This window comes from Erythrobacter sp. SN6-5 (assembly GCF_057364945.1).
Map to the genome: position 1 here is coordinate 2,641,613 of NZ_CP200282.1, position 17,742 is coordinate 2,659,354.

At 58.4% G+C, this 17,742-nt stretch carries 14 protein-coding genes, 1 tRNA gene and 2 pseudogenes; 12 read left to right on the forward strand and 5 right to left on the reverse strand.

Annotation, left to right across the window (positions count from 1 at the left end; translation table 11 throughout):
- Window positions 1-2 precede the first annotated feature (2 nt).
- A complete protein-coding gene (locus AC0V6Z_RS13205) occupies window positions 3-1,736 on the reverse strand; it encodes an AmpG family muropeptide MFS transporter (RefSeq protein WP_472638905.1) in 1,734 nt (577 codons plus the stop codon).
- A 100-nt stretch (window positions 1,737-1,836) separates the two neighbouring features.
- Between AC0V6Z_RS13205 and AC0V6Z_RS13210 the strand changes: the two genes are divergently transcribed.
- The 4 genes from AC0V6Z_RS13210 (at window position 1,837) to rsmD (ending at window position 5,223) form a co-directional block, all read left to right on the forward strand.
- The gene (locus tag AC0V6Z_RS13210; protein WP_472638906.1) at window positions 1,837-3,021 is read left to right on the forward strand and encodes an aromatic ring-hydroxylating oxygenase subunit alpha; all 1,185 of its coding nucleotides are present in this window, start codon (window positions 1,837-1,839) and stop codon (window positions 3,019-3,021) included.
- A 10-nt stretch (window positions 3,022-3,031) separates the two neighbouring features.
- Window positions 3,032-3,733, forward strand: a complete 702-nt coding sequence (locus AC0V6Z_RS13215; protein ID WP_472638907.1) for a DUF6445 family protein — start codon at window positions 3,032-3,034, stop codon at window positions 3,731-3,733.
- 75 nt (window positions 3,734-3,808) lie between these two features.
- Entirely contained in the window at window positions 3,809-4,639 is an 831-nt protein-coding gene (locus AC0V6Z_RS13220; protein ID WP_472638908.1) for a pseudouridine synthase, read from the forward strand.
- Complete coding sequence (gene rsmD, locus AC0V6Z_RS13225) at window positions 4,636-5,223, forward strand: 16S rRNA (guanine(966)-N(2))-methyltransferase RsmD (RefSeq protein WP_472638909.1); 588 nt, start codon at window positions 4,636-4,638, stop codon at window positions 5,221-5,223. The genes AC0V6Z_RS13220 and rsmD overlap by 4 nt, the downstream gene beginning before the upstream one ends.
- A 36-nt stretch (window positions 5,224-5,259) precedes the next feature.
- On the opposite strand, the gene AC0V6Z_RS13230 is transcribed toward rsmD, so the two are convergent.
- Window positions 5,260-5,655, reverse strand: a complete 396-nt coding sequence (locus AC0V6Z_RS13230) for a hypothetical protein (protein WP_472638910.1) — start codon at window positions 5,653-5,655, stop codon at window positions 5,260-5,262.
- 302 nt (window positions 5,656-5,957) lie between these two features.
- On the opposite strand from AC0V6Z_RS13230, the gene AC0V6Z_RS13235 reads away from it, so the two are divergent.
- From AC0V6Z_RS13235 to AC0V6Z_RS13250, 4 genes are all read left to right on the forward strand, one after another.
- Entirely contained in the window at window positions 5,958-8,276 is a 2,319-nt protein-coding gene (locus AC0V6Z_RS13235) for an ATP-dependent helicase (RefSeq protein ID WP_472638911.1), read from the forward strand.
- A 56-nt stretch (window positions 8,277-8,332) separates the two neighbouring features.
- Window positions 8,333-8,938, forward strand: coding sequence for a hypothetical protein (locus tag AC0V6Z_RS13240; RefSeq protein ID WP_472638912.1), 606 nt, complete (start codon window positions 8,333-8,335; stop codon window positions 8,936-8,938).
- A 133-nt stretch (window positions 8,939-9,071) separates the two neighbouring features.
- A complete protein-coding gene (locus AC0V6Z_RS13245) occupies window positions 9,072-10,067 on the forward strand; it encodes a hypothetical protein (protein ID WP_472638913.1) in 996 nt (331 codons plus the stop codon).
- 72 nt (window positions 10,068-10,139) lie between these two features.
- The gene (locus AC0V6Z_RS13250) at window positions 10,140-10,673 is read left to right on the forward strand and encodes a DUF7282 domain-containing protein (protein ID WP_472638914.1); all 534 of its coding nucleotides are present in this window, start codon (window positions 10,140-10,142) and stop codon (window positions 10,671-10,673) included.
- Between the two features lie 336 nt (window positions 10,674-11,009).
- Here the strand turns inward: AC0V6Z_RS13250 and AC0V6Z_RS13255 are convergent, their stop codons facing one another.
- Both AC0V6Z_RS13255 and AC0V6Z_RS13260 read right to left on the reverse strand, forming a co-directional pair.
- Window positions 11,010-12,494 (reverse strand): DEAD/DEAH box helicase, encoded by a 1,485-nt coding sequence (locus tag AC0V6Z_RS13255; protein ID WP_472638915.1) that lies wholly within the window; start codon window positions 12,492-12,494, stop codon window positions 11,010-11,012.
- A 167-nt stretch (window positions 12,495-12,661) separates the two neighbouring features.
- Entirely contained in the window at window positions 12,662-13,306 is a 645-nt protein-coding gene (locus tag AC0V6Z_RS13260; RefSeq protein WP_472638916.1) for a hypothetical protein, read from the reverse strand.
- A 153-nt stretch (window positions 13,307-13,459) separates the two neighbouring features.
- Between AC0V6Z_RS13260 and AC0V6Z_RS13265 the strand changes: the two are divergent.
- Both AC0V6Z_RS13265 and AC0V6Z_RS13270 read left to right on the forward strand, forming a co-directional pair.
- Window positions 13,460-14,894 (forward strand): annotated as a pseudogene (locus tag AC0V6Z_RS13265) (FAD-binding oxidoreductase).
- A gap of 109 nt (window positions 14,895-15,003) precedes the next feature.
- Window positions 15,004-15,792 carry a SapC family protein gene (locus AC0V6Z_RS13270; RefSeq protein WP_472638917.1) on the forward strand — a complete coding sequence of 263 codons (789 nt, stop codon included), beginning with the start codon at window positions 15,004-15,006 and terminating at the stop codon, window positions 15,790-15,792.
- 258 nt (window positions 15,793-16,050) lie between these two features.
- On the opposite strand, the pseudogene AC0V6Z_RS13275 reads toward AC0V6Z_RS13270, so the two are convergent.
- A pseudogene (locus AC0V6Z_RS13275) lies at window positions 16,051-16,898 on the reverse strand (N-formylglutamate amidohydrolase).
- Window positions 16,899-17,143: 245 nt separating this feature from the next.
- Between AC0V6Z_RS13275 and cpdR the strand changes: the two are divergent.
- Together cpdR and AC0V6Z_RS13285 are read left to right on the forward strand one after the other, a co-directional pair.
- Complete coding sequence (cpdR, locus tag AC0V6Z_RS13280) at window positions 17,144-17,533, forward strand: cell cycle two-component system response regulator CpdR (RefSeq protein ID WP_472638918.1); 390 nt, start codon at window positions 17,144-17,146, stop codon at window positions 17,531-17,533.
- Window positions 17,534-17,630: 97 nt separating this feature from the next.
- Window positions 17,631-17,705, forward strand: a tRNA-Val gene (locus AC0V6Z_RS13285).
- Window positions 17,706-17,742 lie beyond the last annotated feature (37 nt).

The following is a 17,742-nucleotide window of genomic DNA, read 5'->3' on the forward strand; positions in this document are numbered from 1 at the left end:
GCCTACTCCGCTGGCTGCGCCTCTGGCGTGACAACGCCTGATCCCGTCGGTCCGCTGCGCGATTGGCGGAACCATTCGGCCAGGCACAGGGCGACCGCGATGAAGCCGATCAGCGTCGTCAGGATGAAGACATCGTAATAGCCCTGATCCTCAATCATCTCGCCCAATGCGCCGCGCCCTAATGTGCCGACCAGCAATGTGAGCGAGGACAGCAAAGCGTATTGCACCGCGCTGAAGTTCTTATTCACGATGGAGGATAGCCACGCGATATAGGCCGCGCCAGCGATGCCGATCGCCAGATTTTCAAAGAATATTGTGAAGGTCAGCTTGGCAAGCGACGGGCTGCCGATGACGGGCACTTGGCTGATCGCCCAGGAGAAGCCAACTGCATCGCTGACCGTCTGCATATTCGCCCCGCCGAGCGCCAGATCGGCATACAGCAGGTTGGTGAGCGCAGCGAGCAAAGCGCCAATCGTCAGCGTGAGCATCCGGCCCATCATGGTGAGCATAAAGCCGCCCAGCGCAAGGCCCAGGATGATTGCGCCGACGCCGAAGAACTTTGAGGCGAAGGCAACCTCGTCTTTGGTGTATTCCAGCTCTCCGAGGTAGAACGGATAGGCAAAGCTGCCCCAGATCGCGTCGCAAATCCGGTAGGTCAGAACGAGCGACAGGATCAGCACCAGCGACCAACCGATGCGCCCGACGAACTCGACCAATGGCAAAACGAGCGCACGGTAGAGGTGATCCACTACAAAACCGCTGCCCTGCGGCGCAGGCGCGTCTTCGGCGAGCAGATAATTGCCTTGCTTCTTTTGGCTCGCCAGCCAGCCCGCGATCAGCGCAGGCACCACCACAGTCGCAACAATAATCCATGGCCCCCAATTGACGGTGAACTCCGTGGGGTTCGGGCGGTCCTCTGGCGCGTAGAACAAAGACATATACATGAAGGTGAGCACGACGCCGATCGCGCCCGCCCATAAGCCGCCAACCACCAGCAGCGCCTTGGCGCGAATGCCGGGCTCCAGCTCGCCTTGTTTGCGCAGACCCACGAACAGCTCGTCGACGACCGCAGGCTGTCCCTCGGCCAGTTTCTTGCTGTCGCTGTCAGGCGCGAACAGGCCGATAAAGCCAATCCCGAGCAGGATCGCGCCCATCAGCAAATAGGTCTGAGGCCAGCCGATCCGCGCGGCGATAATCAGGCCCAGTGCCCCGCCAACCAATGCGGCCAACCGGTATCCCATTTGATAGACGGTTGAGAGGATATCGAGCGTCGCTTTCTCGTCAGCGACATCGATCCGCCAGGCGTTGATCGCAATATCCTGCGTCGCGCTGGCAAGTGCTCCGATACCTGCGAGCAGGCTGAACCAGCCGATGCTTTCATTGGTGGGATTGCTGAGCGCGAGTGACACAAGGATAACACCCAGCAGCAATTGCGAGGGCACGATCCACTGCTTACGCTTGCCCAGGCGGCGCATACCGGGAATGTTCACCTTATCGATCAGCGGCGACCACAGGAATTGGAACGCATAGGCCAATCCGATGAGTGAGAAGACGCCCATCGTCTCCAGATCAACCTCAGCATCGCTCAGCCATGCGAACAAAGTGCCTAGGAACAATGCAAAGGGCAGACCACTGGCAAAGCCGAACAGCGCCATATAGCCGGTCTTTTTCTGGCCCATCGCGCGAAAGACCTCTGCCCAGCCCGGTTTGCTCGCCTTGGCCGCTGCCTCTGACATATTCGAACGTCCTTTCGATCCCAGTCTTGCGATCCCGGTCTTTCGATCTTGACCGATTTCTGCGACACTACCCGCGGATGAGAGGAATAGGAACGCTTCGATGAACGCGCCAACAACGCCATCAACACCTTTAGCAGGTGGCCCGGCCCAAATCTTGCGGCCGACGGCAGGTCAATTGGCCCTGGCCGAGCAAATCAAGGTGGGCGGCACGCGGCCAAAAGATGGGATCAAGACGCTCCCTGCGAGCCTCTATACAGCTCCTGCGCATTTCGCGGCAGAGAAAGCAGCGCTGTTTGACCGGCTCCCGCAAGTGCTTGCACCCTCTGCTTTACTACCAGAGCCGGGAATGTCTGTGCCGCATGATGGCACGGGTCGCCCTTTGCTGATTACCCGCGATGGCAGCGGCAAGGTGCATGTGTTCCTAAACGTTTGCCGTCACCGGGGCACGCGGCTGGTCGAGGTTGAAGAGGTGCAATGCACCAGCCGTCTGGTCTGCCCCTATCACGCGTGGACATACAAATTGGACGGGGAGCTACTTGCCCTGCCCCGTGCAGAGACTTTCCCCGGCCTCGATAAGAGCGCGCATGGGCTGGCTGAGCTTCCTTCCCTTGAGGCGGGCGGGCTGATCTGGTTTGCTCCTGAGGCGGCAGCAGACTTCAGTCACGCGAAGACATTGGGCGAAGACTTTGCCGCCTTTGGCATGGGACAGGCCCATCTCTTCCGTCGCAAGACTCATTCGGTTGCGGGAAATTGGAAGCTGATCATGGATGCCTTCCTTGAAAGCTATCATGTCACCCGCCTGCACGCGAACACCATTGGCCCGTTCTTTAAGGATGGGGTGACCAGCGGCGATAATGTTGGCCCACATCAACGCTCTGCGGTTGGGCGGCTGGAAGAGATGGAGGGCCTGGACTTTGAGGACATGGCGCAGCTGCGTCAGGTGGTTACTTTTGCCTATCAATTGCTGCCTGCGACCGTCATTGTCCCCAGCCCCGATTATGTGAACGTCATGGTGTTGATGCCCAGCGCTCACAATCATACCCTAGTTGAGGATTTCATGCTGATCCCAGAGGAACCGCAGACCGACAAAGCGCGCAGCCATTGGGAGCGCAGCTGGGATCTGCTGGATGGCGGCGTGTTCGCCAGCGAAGACTTCCGCGCAGCAGAATTGGGTCAGCAGGGCCTCGAAAGCGGCGCGATTGATCACCTCACCCTAGGCACATTGGAAGGCGGCATTGCCCGCTTTGACGAGGCCATTGCAGCGGCCATGGCCAAGAGCGCGTAAAGCCCTTTCTATGAACACCGTCAATTCACAGCAAAGCTATGAAGTGCGCCGCTTTGGCAAAGAGGCCGAGCCAGTCGTGATCATTGATGGCTTCTCTGGAGAGCTGGAGCGCCTGATCACTATCGGACGCCGAGCCAGCTACGCGCCAGCTCAGGGCTATCCGGGTATTCGCAGCCCGCTTGATCCGAACTATCTAAGCTCCAAGGGGCAAGTGCTCTCTGAAGCGCTCGCTCGCGAATTTGGCCTTACCAAGCAAATCACCATCGAAAGCTGCGCCTTTTCGATTGTTACGACACCGCCCAGCAAACTCTCCCCGCCTCAACGTATCCCGCATTATGACGGCACAGAGGCCAATCTGATTGCCGTGGTGCAATACACTCAAGGGGCGGACCAAGGCGGGACCAGTTTTTATCGCCACAGGCGCACTGGCTTTGAGACCGTGTCGGCGGAGCGGGCGCAGGCCTACAAACAAGGCCTGGCCGAGGATGATGCGGAATTTGATGCACCGCCCGCAAGCTATCACCACGGCGATAGCGACCGCTATGAGATGATTGGCGAAGTTGAGGCGAAACCCGACCGCCTTATCCTCTATCGCGGATGCCGTTTGCATTCCGGCTATATTCCGAACCCGCCTCAGGCACTTTCACCGGGCAAACCGCTACCAGATGACAGCCGCCTAACCGTTACAGCGTTCCTGATCGGCACGCTATAGACGTCCCTTAGGCGGGCCCAACACCTCGCGAGATTGTTGCGCGATGCCCGCGGACGGCCTAGGCGCGAGCCAGCCATGACAAACTCTCCCAAAACGCCCCCCAAAACGCCAAGGTCGGCAGACCGCCCAGAGGGCGACCGCATCGCCAAGCTGCTCGCACGCGCAGGCATTGCCAGCCGCCGCGAGATTGAACGGATGATCGATGATCGCCGCATCACACTGAATGGCAAGCCGGTGGAAACGCCCGCGACCTTCCTCACCAACCTGCGCGGTGTCGCCGTCGATGGCAAAGCGGTCGGCCCGATTGAACCATCGCAGCTCTATGCCTTTCATAAGCCAACCGGGCTGCTGACGGCAGAGCGTGATTTCACTGGCCGGGCGACGATCTATGATGCGCTGGTCAATGCCCTGCCCAAAGGTACCCCGCGATTGATGCCAATCGGCAGGCTCGATCTTAACACCGAAGGGCTGCTGCTGCTTACCAATGATGGCGGACTGAAGCGCCAAATGGAGCTGCCCGCCAGTGGCATACCCCGCACCTACCGCGCGCGCGCATTCGGCGACGTCTCACAGGAACAGCTCGAAGCCCTGGCCGAAGGCATTGAGATCGATGGTGTGCGTTACGGATCAATCAATGCGAACAAGGAACACGGCGGCAAAGGCGGTGGCCGCAATCAATGGATCGAAATGACCATTACGGAAGGCAAGAACCGCGAAGTTCGCCGGGTGCTCGAATATCTCGGTCTGGAGGTCAGCCGCCTGATCCGAACCGCCTATGGCCCGTTTGAGCTGGCTGATTTGGGACGCGGCCAGGCCGTGCGTATTCGCAAGGGCGATCTTGACCGTTTTGTCAGCACGCTGAAACAGGCGCGTAAGCAAAATAAGCAGGATAATCAGAGCCAATGAGGATCATCGCAGGCGAATGGCGCGGGCGCAAAGTTACCGCCCCTAAAGGCGATGCAACCCGGCCGACGGCTGACCGGACACGCGAAACGTTGTTCAGTATGCTGGGCAGTCGCCTGGGCAGCTTTGAAGACCTACGCGTCGCAGATCTGTTCGCCGGGTCCGGCGCTTTGGGCCTCGAAGCGCTCTCTCGCGGGGCCGCGCATTGCCTATTTGTAGAACAAGATCGCGCAGCGCTCGACACGCTCCGCGCGAATATTGCGGCGCTGGGCGCGAGAGACCGCGCCGATGTGCAAGGCGGCTCTGTCATGAGCCTGGGACCGGCGCGTGCATCGTATGATTTGATTCTAATGGACCCACCCTACTTTACAGGCGCGGGAATGGTCGCGCTGGACCGGTTTCAACGTCTCAATTGGATTGGCCCAGCCACCTGGATCGCATTGGAAGTGGCAGCCAAAGAAGACGTCTCGGTCAAGGGATTGGAAATCGAAGCGGAACGGCGGGTCGGCAAAGGCAAACTTGTGCTGTTTCGCGCAAATCCACCTCAGGCAGAGGACACTGCACCTCCCGCCGCTCGCTCCGATTGATATGATCGGCCGGACTTGACCGATCACACCTTACTCTCAGCCTTCTGGTGGCGGCGCGTCTGCCGGTTCACCTTCGGGGGCCGGTGCAGGCTCCGCTGCACCTGATGCGCGCGCTTCAATCACCTGCCATGTCGATTCGCGGTCCGGTCCGCTCATGGAGGTGATCAGCACCCGATCCTCGTCCGACAGGCGCCAGAACAGCTCCTGACGATCAGGCGAGAGTGTCCAGTAATATCCGCGTGTCTCCATCGGCCACGTGTCATAGGCGGCCTGCTGATCAGGTGGCCAACTGTCATAAGCGGCCGTTTGATCAGGTGACAATTCGGTGGATGTGGAAGGCGCTGCTTCGTCCTGAGCCAGCGCGGTTGAACCAATTGGAATTGCTAATGCCATCAGGCCGGCACTGGCAAAAAGTGAAAAAGACTTACGCATGGGAATCTCCATTAAAGTTGTCCCAAGCGCTAACGAACGCGACCCGCTTGCCCGTACGAGTTCCCCTCTTGAGCAAGCCCCATTCTTATGGCGATGGTTTTGTCCCATGCGAAGACTTTGGCCGAGCACGCAGCGCGTCCAACGCACGGCTAAGCGTCATGCGTGGCGAAAGCGCGATGGGTTGAGAATGGCTCGCAAATAGTGCGCTTGGATTGCGCATTTCCCTCAAGAAGAGGCGTGCATGAACGAATATGCGTGCTTGCGGGGCGCGATCACGTTCTCTACTTGTTCACAGCATTGTTATGACAGAACCCCATGCCATACCCGCCAACGCTCCGCCGCCCGACAGCGCACCGATCCCGGCCTATGCCGCACAATTGAACGCGCCGCAGCGAGAGGCTGTGCTGACTACAGAGGGCCCAGTGCTGATGCTGGCGGGGGCCAGCACTGGCAAGACAGCGGCGCTGACCGCGCGGCTGGCGCACCTGGTCGCCACCCGGCGCGCCTACCCCAGCCAAATCCTGTGCGTGACCTTCACCAATAAGGCCGCGCGCGAAATGCGCGAGCGGGTTGCCCGTCATCTGGGTGAGAGCGTTGAGGGCATGCCGTGGCTTGGCACGTTCCATTCGATCTGCGCCAAGATGCTGCGCCGTCATGCAGAGCTGGTTGGCCTGCAATCCAATTACACCATCATCGACACCGACGATCAGCTGCGCTTGTTAAAGCAGCTGATCCGGGACGAGGATATTGATGAGAAGCGCTGGCCTGCGCGTCAGCTGGCGGGATTGATCGACCGCTGGAAGAACCGCGGGCTGAACCCCGGCGATCTCGATGTCGGGGATAGCGAGGCCTTTGCCAATGGCCGGGGGAAAGCGATGTACCGCGCCTATCAGGACCGGCTGATCGCGCTCAACGCCTGCGATTTTGGCGATCTGCTGCTGCATATCCTCAATATCTTCCGCAAGCATCATGATGTGCTGGTCGATTATCAGCGGCGCTGGAAATATATCCTTGTTGACGAATATCAGGACACCAACGCCGTCCAATATCTGTGGCTGCGCCTGCTGGCTCAGGAGCATAAGAACATCTGTGTCGTCGGCGATGATGACCAGTCGATCTATTCATGGCGCGGGGCGGAGGTTGCCAACATCCTGCGCTTTGAAAAGGATTTTCCGGGTGCACATGTGGTTCGGCTGGAGCAGAACTATCGCTCCACCCCACATATTCTTGGCGCGGCCTCTGGCCTGATCCGCGCCAATAGCGAACGACACGAAAAGACGCTTTGGACCGAGGTGAACGCAGGCGACAAAGTGAAAGTCGTGGGCGTTTGGGATGCGCCAGAGGAAGCCCGCCGGGTAGGTGAAGAGATCGAACGTCTGGAGGGCGAAGGCGCACCGCTCGACCGGGTCGCCATTTTGGTGCGCGCGCAATATCAGACCCGCGAGTTTGAAGACCGCTTCATCCAGATTGGCATCAACTACCGGATCATCGGCGGCTTCCGCTTCTATGAACGCGCCGAAATTCGCGACGCCCTCGCCTATCTCCGGGTAATTGCTCAGCCGCAAGACGACCTCGCCTTTGAGCGGATTTACAACCAGCCAAAACGCGGGCTTGGCGCAAAGACGCTGGAAAAAATGCACAGCCATGCGCGTCGCACCGGCATGCCGCTGGCCGCTGCCTCGCTCGATCTGGCTGACAGTGACGAGCTGCCTGCGCGCGCGGCGAACACCATTGGCGCGCTCATGCGGCAATTCCTCAGCTGGCGCGAAAGCGCGGATGAGCTGACCCCGGCCGATCTGCTGCGGCTGGTGCTCGATGAAACCGGCTATAACGACATGCTGCAAAACGAGCGCAGTCCAGAGGCCGCTGGCAGGCTCGAAAACCTCTCAGAGCTCGCCCGCGCGATGGAGGAGTACGAGACGCTCGGCGATTTCCTGGAACATGTCAGCCTGGTGATGGACAATGATCGCAGCGATGATGAAGAGACCATCACAATCATGACGATCCACGGGGCCAAGGGTCTCGAATTTGACCATGTGTTCTGCGTCGGCTGGGAAGAAGGCGTCTTTCCATCACAGCGCTCTCTCGACGAAGGCGGCCTCGCCAGCCTGGAGGAGGAGCGCCGCCTCGCTTACGTTGCGATCACCCGGGCCCGGCGCAAATGCCACATCTTCCACGCCGCCAACCGCCGGATTTACGGCCAATGGACCAGCTCGATCCCCTCGCGCTTTATCGAGGAATTGCCCGACGAACACATCGATCAGGAAACCACCATGACCGGTGGCGCCTCCCTGTGGCAGGCGAATTGGAGCGAGCAGGACGACCCCTTCGCCCACGTCGCGCAGACGCAGCCCGGCAAGTCGGAAAACCGCGGCCCCGGATGGCAGCGCGCGCTCGCCACTGGCTATGACACCAAGCCAAAGCGTATGCGCGAAAACACCCGCTCCGCCGCCAGCTTCGCCGCGAAACCGCGTAGCGACATCACCATCGGCGCTATGGTGCACCACGAGAAATTCGGGACCGGCTGCGTGACCGATCAAGAAGGCAACAAGCTGGAGATCGAGTTCGAAGAATTCGGCACAAAACGCGTGCTCGACAGCTTTGTGAAACTGACTGAGTGAGCCATCCAATTCTAGTCGATCTGTGGATGTTGCGGAATGGGGGTTAGTCAAAAGCGATGAGAATTGTATTTTGGGTCCTCGCCCTCTTTGGGCTGAGCGCAATCGCAGTCGTTCAACTCGATCCAGAGCTAATGAAACGCGTGGATCCAAGGCATCCGATGCTGGCATCCGGAATGCCACCCCAAATTGAGCTCATTGAGAGCATCGCCACAAAAAATGGGTGGGAAATTTCGTGCACCGGAAGTGCAGGTGAAATGACGGTTGTAAGGCTTCTCCCGAGCTTTTCATTGCCTTGGCCGGTGTCTTCTGACGATCTCTGGGACGAACTAACACCTGTGGCAACTTCATTGAAACACGATGCTAACAGCAACTCAGAACAGACATCATGCGATCTCCCAGAGAACCATTTCGAGCTTTCAGTCGATGCGGAAGATGAGCCAGTGGTAATGGGTGTAGGTCCGCGAGACTATCTTGAACCATTTCTGAAAATAGCAGAGCAGTGCGATGTCCGCGGAGCGAAAATTGCTCCAATAGAGGCTGAGGAACAGCGCATCTTTGAAGGCGAATTACCCATGCGGCTCGTTGGGCTTGATTGTCGACCCCGCGCAGGAAGCAAGAACAGGCTCGATCATGTGCTTGGGCCTTCTTTCTCACCGCCTTGAGCAATCGACCGATCCGGAAGAGTAAAGTCGAACCTGCATTCTCCAGGCTCTCGCAACACACGATGCGTGAAATCGCATTGGCACCGCTTCGCCGTTATATTATCCACTGCACACACAGCAGGAGGAGCCGATCATGCGAGCATTGCCTAAGCCAATAGCGAAGGGCCTGCCCCTGCTGCTTCCCTTGGCCGCTATCGCGTTGGCCAGGTTTCTCACCTTCACACCTTGGGCACAGGCAAATTCAGGCTGGGCCGCCATCCTTTTCGCCTGGATTGTCGCCGATGCGCTGCTGCTCGCCCTGATAGCAAAGGCGGACGATCACAAGCCTGCGTTCGTCCAGGTGATCGGTGCGCTATCCATAGCCAGCATTGTCGTTCTGATCGGTGCCTCTGCTCCCGTTCGCGCAGAGTACTTTGCGCTTCCGCACGTGTTGATCGCCGCCAGTGCCACCCTCGCCCTCTATTTGGTGATGTGCGCGCTTCACATTGTCTCCGCCTACCGCGAAACCGGGTCGATCATCGCCGGCTTTGAGCGCATCTTGCCAAAGTCACTGGTCAAACAGGTGGTGACAGAATCAAAAATGCTTAGCCTTGGCCTGCTGCGCTGGGGCGCGCCTGTCGATGTGCCCGCCGGAGCGCGCGCCTTCTCCTATCACACCTATTTAACACCTATGATCGCCACGTTCCTGGTGCTTCAACTGATCGAGATCAGTGTGGTTCATTTCCTACTGATGCTGTGGAAGCCCACTGTGGCTTGGGTGCTGCTGGCACTGAGCATTTGGGGCGTGATCTGGACGATGGCACAGCTCAAAAGCTTCCGCATCAATCCCGTATTGCTAACGGAGGACAGCGTGCGCGTGCGCAGCGGAATGCTGTATGATTTTGAGGTTCCCCGCGGCTCAATCGAGTCAACTCATACCCGTTTCACGAGCGAGGAGTTGGAGAGCAAAGAGGTCTTGAGCCTCGCGATTATGTCCTCGCCCAATTGCAGTCTGCGCCTCAAACATCCGATCAGCGTTCCAACGCTTTTCGGCCGTACCAAGGCAATTTCCGGCGTGGCGTTGCGATTGGATGAAAGCGACGCGTTCCTAGCCGAATTGACGAAAGATCATGAACCCAAGAGCGCCTAGGTTCGCTTCCAACTTCCTCTATGGTTCAGAATGTGCCAACTTCAGGCAACGGCTTTTGACATAGGGAAAATCATGAGCATGCTTAAATCTGTACTTGGCGGCGCGGCTCTTATCGGCGTCTCGCTTACCGCGCCGCTGGCCACCGCTCAGGAGCAGGCCAATCCCGGCGGCATCGTGCTGGGCAATGGCGAAGCCAATTGGATCATAGTCGAAGATTTAAAGCTAGCTGAGGAGCAACGCCCCTACACCGAACAGCGGATCACCAATCGGACCAGCGCGGTGCGCCGCGGTGATGGAACCACGCTGACATTCTCAGAGGTTCACATCGACGGCGATGGCTGGCTGGTCATGCATCCGTTTATCGATGGCAAGCCCAATGGCGACTATGTCGCGGGCTACACCCACATCAAAAGCGGTACCAACAAAGATGTGACGATCACTCTCAATCCCACACCGGAAAGCGGCGCGATGTATATCGTGATGTTGCACAGCGACAGCAACGCCGACGGCGTGTTCGATTTCGTTTTCGTCGACGACACCAATGTTGAGGACCGCGCCGTCTTTGAGGGCAATCGCATGATCGCCCACGCTGTTGCGGTGCCCTAGGCCGAAAAGACCTTAAAACCCATATCGAGAATGCCGGGCGCTGGAACGTTCCATTCGCCCGCTCGCGCTGCTTCATCGTCTTCAGCGCGGCAATGTGAACCCCTAAAACGAGCTCGCTTGCGGTCTTTGGCCAAGACGACCTCACTCAGTTCAATATTCTTGAACATTCGAGCACAAAAAAGCCCCGCGCGCGTTTCCGCGGCGGGGCGTGTAGTGCAGGTTCGATGCTCGAACCTCGGGTCGCAAAGGCTTCATACCAACCAATTGCACCGAGGAAATGGGTAACCCCACCCAATTTTCAAAAAATCTACAAGGGTGCGGAGCAATCCGCGCTTCTCAGTCCTTGAAGCCCATGTCGAGGAAGCCGGGCTTTGGACCGTTCCACTCGCCCGCTGGCACTGGCTCATCGTCCTCGTCGCGGCGGCGGCGTCCGCCGCCCCGGTTGCGCTTTTCTGACTTCTCAACGCGTTCTGGTCGTTCTTCACGTTTGTCGCGTTCCGGGCGCTCTTCACGATCTGATCGCTCTTCGCGGGCGCGGCGCGGCTTGCGCTCTTTCTTTGCCTCGCGCGGTGCGTCCTGCGTATCACCGTCCTCGTCACGCTTTCTAGAGCGAGAGCGGCGGGCGGGCTTTTCCGACTTCTCCGGCTTTTCGCCCTCATCATCGGAGGATTTCGATGCTTTTGGATCAGCAATCTCAACGCGAACGTCGTCTTTGCCAAACACCGGGATTGTGTTCTTGGTCAGCTTCTCGACATTGTCGATCGCCTCTGCGTCGGATTTCGTCACAAAGGTGAACGCCCGGCCTTTTGCCCCGGCGCGGCCCGTGCGGCCGATCCGGTGGACATAATCATCCGGATGCCACGGCGTATCATAGTTGAAGACGTGGCTAACGCCTTTGATATCGAGCCCGCGAGCGGCCACATCAGAGGCGACCAGAATATTGATATCGCCTGACTTAAACCGTTCTAGCTCTTTCTGGCGCGTGTTCTGATCAATATCGCCGTGGATCTCTCCACTGCGGAAACCGTCGTTCTGCAGCTTCTTATTGAGTTCACGAACGGTCATTTTCTTGTTTGAGAAAACGATCGCGGTTTCAACGAGGTCGTTGCGCAGCAGCCATTGCAGAGTCGACAGCTTCGCGCGCTGCTCCACGTTCACCTTAAAGGCGGTGATATCTTTGTTGGTGGTCGCCGCACGGGCCGTCTCAATCCGCTTGGGATTGGACAGGAACGTCTTTGCCAGCTTTGCAATGGGCGGCGGCATGGTCGCTGAAAACAGCATGGTTTGCCGGGTTTCCGGCAGTTTGGAACAGATGAACTCGATATCGGGAATAAAGCCCATGTCGAGCATGCGGTCCGCTTCATCAATGACCAGCAATTCGCAGCCATTGAGCAGGATTTTGCCGCGCTCAAACAGGTCCATCAGGCGGCCCGGGGTCGCGATCAGAACATCGACACCTTCGTTCAGCGCTTTGAGCTGATCCCCCATTTGGACGCCGCCGATAAGCAGCGCCATTTTCAGGTCGTGGTTCTTGCCATATTTCTCGAAATTTTCTGCAACTTGCGCGGCAAGTTCGCGTGTAGGCTCAAGAATAAGTGAGCGCGGCATCAGTGCGCGGCGGCGGCCACTGGCCATGATGTCGATCATGGGCAGCACAAAACTGGCGGTCTTACCCGTGCCGGTTTGCGCAATGCCGATGATGTCTTTCATCATCAGCACGGGCGGTATCGCCTCTGCTTGGATGGCGGTGGGCTCAGTGTAGCCAGCGTCTTCGACGGCTTTGAGCAATTCAGGTGAGAGGCCGAGATCGGCGAAAGTCATTATAAGCGTGTTTTCCGGATATAGCGGGCAGCTTGCTCGCTGCCGGTCAAAATCTCACATGAACCCTTCATGCAAGAATTGCTGCGCCAATCGCCGAAACTGGCCGTAAAGTCAAGGAAATGGGCGCTTGGCTGGACGGCGAAGCCACGCCCGGCGCTGCGCGGCAGCTAGTCTTTGACGGCCACCAATTGCCGCATGCGTTCAACTTCGCATTTTGAACCAGCGCGCGATTGCAACTTGTCGCGCGAGACGCACAGCTTTCCGTCATCGTTCTTCTCGACATAAAAGCCGGAATAGAACTCACGGGCAAGACAGGCCTTTTCAAGGTTGAGCGAGATGATCCGGCGGTCGCGCAGGAACAGCAGCAGACGATTGCCCCGCCCGGTTTGCACGCCCGCGATGTCTTCCACCGCAAGGCATTTGTCCATCTTACGCTCTTCATAGCGAGTGTTGAGCCCCTGACGCGGGAGGTCGGCCAGCAATTGGCTGCCCCGGCTCGGCCGCTGAGGCGAAATGCGGATGATCACCCGCTGCTCAATGCGCACTTGATGGGCGGTGTTGGTCTGCTGCCACGCGTTCAGCGGATTGGCGGAAACGGGAATGTCAGCCTGACTGCGCGTCTTTGCCGGCGATTTGGCCAGCGGCGGTTTCTGCTCATCGCTCAGCGCATTGGAAGGGGCGACATCGGGCGCCTGAGTTTCAACCGGAACGGGCGAAAAAGGCGCCGGAGCTGCATTGGCAACGCCCGTGCTTTGCGAGGCGAGCGCGGCGAACAACGCAATTGGGGCCGCAAATGCGAGCATGCCTTGCATGGTTTGGGCCTCCTAAAAAGTGTCGCTCACCCCCCTGTGGGCTTGCTCGATTGGACGCGTTTAGCAGCTAGAATTGAATGGCGGCTTAATTGATTGTCAGTTTGATTACAAAACTCTGGAGCATTCGCATCGCTGTGTGGCATAGCGCGCGCAATGACGAACCACGATAGATTCCTCGCCGCAGCGGCGCAATTGCTTGGGGCTAAAGGCTTCACACAGGACAATGATGCGCTGGAGCCATGGCTGACCGACTGGCGTGGGCGCTACACCGGGCGCGCACTTGCCCTCGCCTCACCTGCCTCAACGCAGGAAGTGGCCGAGCTGGTCAAACTGTGCGCGCAGCATTCGATCCCCATTGTCCCGCAAGGCGGCAACAGCGGCATGTGCGGCGGCGCAACTCCGGATGAGAGCGGCGCGGCCATCCTGCTTTCGCTGCGCCGGATGAACGCCATCCGCAGCATGGACGCCGATGCCTGAGCCAGACCGTTTGCGAGGCGGGTGTGATCCTGCAAACTCTGCATGAGGCCGCTGAAGCCAAGCAGATGCGCTTTCCCCTGACGCTCGGCGGTAAAGGCTCTGCAACAGTGGGCGGGCTTGTCTCCACCAATGCGGGCGGCACGCAGGTGCTGAGGCATGGGACAATGCGCGCTCAGGTTCTTGGGCTAGAGGCGGTGCTGCCCAATGGTGAGATTTTTGATGGGCTGACCGCGCTTAAGAAAGACAATCGCGGGTTTGATCTCAAACAATTGCTGATCGGATCAGAGGGGACGCTGGGCATCGTCACCGCCGCGAACCTGCGCCTGCTGCCCGAGCATCGTGGGCGGATCGCCGTATGGGCGGGCCTATCCAGCATCACGGCGGCTCGCACGCTGCTGCGCCATGTAGACCGCGCGCTGGGCGACACGCTGGAGGGCTTTGAGGTCGTGCCTGATCACTGCCTGATCAACGTTCTCGATCACCTGCCCGATGCACGCTCTCCGCTGAACCAAAGCCACGCCTGGTATGCGCTTATCGAGTTCGTCTCCACCGCCGAGGATGCAGACGCCCTGCGCGAGCAGGTCGAGACCATTATGGCCGACGCATTCGAGCAGGAATTGCTCGAAGATGCCGCGATCGCCGCGAATGAAACGCAGGCGGAGCAATTCTGGCTGCTGCGCGATTCGATTTCTGCTGCAGAGCGCGCCATCGGTCCAGCGATGCAGCACGATATCTCTGTGCCGGTGGAGAAAATGCCCGAATTCATCCTTAAGGCGATTCCGGCGGTAGAAAGCGCCTTTGCCTAGGCACCACAGCGGCGGCCTTTGGCCATTTGGGCGATGGCAATGTCCATTTTCATGTCCTCGCCCCCAACGGCGCCACACCGGGGACATGGGAAGAAACCGAGGGTAAGAAAATCTCCAGCCTCGTTTATGAAATGGTGTGCGAATGGGGCGGTTCGATCAGCGCAGAGCACGGCATCGGGCAGCTCAAAGTGCATGAATTGGAGCGGCTGAGCGATCCCGCCGCGCTCACAATTATGCGCAGCGTAAAGCAGGCGCTCGACCCCAAATCACTGTTCAACCCGGGAAAGCTGCTCATCAATCATTGAACCGTGCTTGCGCACGGGCGCATGAACGCCTACAGCGCGGCCCGTTCGGCTTATAGCTTGCTATCCAGTCGCCCACATTTTTCAGCACCGTAATATTCGGAGAACCGTCATGGCCAGCGCGCCTCAGCCGCAGCTTCCACTGTTTTACAAAGACCTGCTCCCGCTTAACAGCAAGGAGCACAAGGATTGGAAGGTAAAGCCTTTCGACGATGCGTCTTTCCTAGCCGACACTCACGCAATCCCTCTGACGGTTGACGAGTTCGTCGATGCCCAGCGTTCTTACCCGATTGTCTTTACCGCTGGCGAGAACCCACTGCCGATCGCACTGATGGGTCTTAACGAAGGCGTGAACACCTTCATCGGTGACGACGGCAAGATGATGGCTGACAATTACGTGCCAGCTTACGTGCGCCGCTATCCCTTCATGCTCGCTAAACTGCAGGAGGGTTCAGAAGAACTCTCGCTCTGCTTCGACCCAAGTTCTGGCGTCGTTGGCGATCACAAAGACGGCAACGAACTGTTCGACGATAAGGGTGAATCCAGCGAATACACCAAGAGCGTGCTCGATTTCTGCAGCAAGTTCGAAGAGTCCGGCCAGCGCACTCGTGCGTTCCTGGACGAATTGAAAAAGCTCGATATTTTGATGGATGGCGAAATTGCGATCACCCGCAATGACATGCCTGACAATCCATTTGTTTATCGCGGTTTCCGCATGGTTGACGAGAAGAAATTGCGTGAATTGCCAGCGGACACACTGGAGGCGCTGAACAAGAACGGCATGATCTTGCTGATCCACGCTCACCTGTTCTCGCTGAACCTGATGCGCACCCTGTTTGAGCGTCAAACCGCACAGGGAAAGATGCCTGAACCAACACCTGCGCCAGCTACGGTCAACTGATCTACGCGACGCAGCTTTCTTAACGAAGCACTCAGGGCTTGGCCGGGGCTTGAACGAGCTCTTGCCAAGCCCTATTTATCTGGTGTCAGCAAGGTTGCCCTCATGACCGAGCTGACAGACCGCGCCGATTGGCGCGATCCTCCCTGAACCTTGGCCACCTCGTGCAATTTTGCACGGGGTGGTTTTTTATGTGGGTTCATTCGCTTGTTTATGAAAGCTCAGAAAAGCAGGGCGGAACGGCCTGGGTAGAAGCCGCGCTCACTCGGCAGCTTGCGCAAACCGCCCATCATCGCCCAGGCGCGCTGTTTCCGCGCCCAGCTCTCGCACCAGTCCTGCCAGCATTTTTGCCATCGGGCCTAGGCCTGCGCTGGGTTCCGCCATCCGGTCATCCAGATAGGTAGAACGGCACACCTCAACCTGCACCGCATGGATTCCCCGCGACGGCGATGATTGCCGATCGAGCACAAAGCCGCCCGCATAGGGCCGGTTGTGCGCCACGGAATAGCCCTGCCCCTCCAGATAGCGGAACGCGCGGTCAATCAGGCCGCCATTGCAAGACGCACCGAATCTGTCGCCCAGAACCACTTTGGGCGCGCGGGTTTGCAGAATCCGGCTAAGCGCAGCGGCGGCATGGAATGCAGATCAACCAGCAGCGCAGCGCCCCACCGATCGCGAATACGCTCCAGCTCCTGGGTAAGAAAAGCATGGTAAGGCCGGTGAATATTGTCGATCCGTTGATCAAGTTCTCTACGCGGCAAAGCGCTGCGCCATATCTCGCCAAATCCCGGCAAGCGGCGCGGCACGAGCCCCAGCCCGCTGCGCGCGCGGCGATTAACCTGAGAATTGCGCACATTCGGCTTATCATCGCCGATAATCATACCCCAATCGACATCCTCGCGGGAACGATTGAGATCCAGCATCGCACGCGGCGCATGCGCAACCATCAAACCGGTGCCGGTCTGCTTCGCGATGCGACTAGCCAACAGATCAACATAGCGATCCTCCAACCGCAGGGCCGAAAGTTTTGGATCGCGCATTTCCGCGACCACTTTGGACGGATACACCCGTCCGCCATGCGGCGCGGCCACAATAACCGGCAAAGGCATGGAGCCTGGCGCAAAAAAACTGAACGCTGGGCCATGGGCATCGCCCGCGACCCTGCCGCCGCTTTCACGGCGCGAGATCGTCCTGATTTTGTTTGCCGAAAACCATAGCCACAGGTTTGCTGCCTGCTTTCGCGGGCCAAGTCAAAAACATCCCAAATACAGTAAATGCGATGATCCATGTCTCAAAGCAGGGCAATCGCATCTTCGGCTAGGATTTCTTAAGCTCGCGGTGCTATTGGATTCGCATGACGACAAACCCCTCTCCCAAGATCCTCCTCGCCGAGGATGAAGAAGCCATGCGCACCTATCTAGAGAGGGCATTGACCAATGCCGGCTATGAGGTGTCGACGGTGGATCGGGGAACCGAGGCCGTGCCTTTGCTTGAAAAAGAGCATTTTGACCTGCTTCTGTCAGATATTGTCATGCCGGAAATGGACGGGATTGAACTGGCGCAGCGCTGCGCCGAGATCAGCCCGCGCACCAAGGTGATGTTTATCACTGGCTTTGCCGCCGTTACCCTGCGCGCAAGCCGCGAACAGCCGCATGCTAAAGTGCTCTCCAAACCATTCCACCTGCGCGATCTCGTACTTGAGGTGGAGCGTGTGTTTGAAGAGCAGCGCGAGGCGAGTCTTTAGATTTTAAGTGCGCGCGCGAGCTAATGGCTTGCACGATTGAAAGAGCCGCGTTAATGCGCCGCTCCGCTATGAGCAATCATGGCATTCCTGATGGTGCGGGCGTATAGCTCAGGGGTAGAGCACTGTATTGACATTGCAGGGGTCCCAAGTTCAAATCTTGGTACGCCCACCATCATGAAACTCACGAAGACCCGCCCTTACCCGGCGGG

Bases quoted from the DNA above. Each gene is read 5' to 3' on its own strand.
- AC0V6Z_RS13205 (WP_472638905.1), bottom strand. From the start codon at position 1,736: ATGTCAGAGGCAGCGGCCAAGGCGAGCAAACCGGGCTGGGCAGAGGTC.
- AC0V6Z_RS13210 (WP_472638906.1), top strand. From the start codon at position 1,837: ATGAACGCGCCAACAACGCCATCAACACCTTTAGCAGGTGGCCCGGCC.
- AC0V6Z_RS13215 (WP_472638907.1), top strand. From the start codon at position 3,032: ATGAACACCGTCAATTCACAGCAAAGCTATGAAGTGCGCCGCTTTGGC.
- AC0V6Z_RS13220 (WP_472638908.1), top strand. From the start codon at position 3,809: ATGACAAACTCTCCCAAAACGCCCCCCAAAACGCCAAGGTCGGCAGAC.
- rsmD (WP_472638909.1), top strand. From the start codon at position 4,636: ATGAGGATCATCGCAGGCGAATGGCGCGGGCGCAAAGTTACCGCCCCT.
- AC0V6Z_RS13230 (WP_472638910.1), bottom strand. From the start codon at position 5,655: ATGCGTAAGTCTTTTTCACTTTTTGCCAGTGCCGGCCTGATGGCATTA.
- AC0V6Z_RS13235 (WP_472638911.1), top strand. From the start codon at position 5,958: ATGACAGAACCCCATGCCATACCCGCCAACGCTCCGCCGCCCGACAGC.
- AC0V6Z_RS13240 (WP_472638912.1), top strand. From the start codon at position 8,333: ATGAGAATTGTATTTTGGGTCCTCGCCCTCTTTGGGCTGAGCGCAATC.
- AC0V6Z_RS13245 (WP_472638913.1), top strand. From the start codon at position 9,072: ATGCGAGCATTGCCTAAGCCAATAGCGAAGGGCCTGCCCCTGCTGCTT.
- AC0V6Z_RS13250 (WP_472638914.1), top strand. From the start codon at position 10,140: ATGAGCATGCTTAAATCTGTACTTGGCGGCGCGGCTCTTATCGGCGTC.
- AC0V6Z_RS13255 (WP_472638915.1), bottom strand. From the start codon at position 12,494: ATGACTTTCGCCGATCTCGGCCTCTCACCTGAATTGCTCAAAGCCGTC.
- AC0V6Z_RS13260 (WP_472638916.1), bottom strand. From the start codon at position 13,306: ATGCAAGGCATGCTCGCATTTGCGGCCCCAATTGCGTTGTTCGCCGCG.
- AC0V6Z_RS13270 (WP_472638917.1), top strand. From the start codon at position 15,004: ATGGCCAGCGCGCCTCAGCCGCAGCTTCCACTGTTTTACAAAGACCTG.
- cpdR (WP_472638918.1), top strand. From the start codon at position 17,144: ATGACGACAAACCCCTCTCCCAAGATCCTCCTCGCCGAGGATGAAGAA.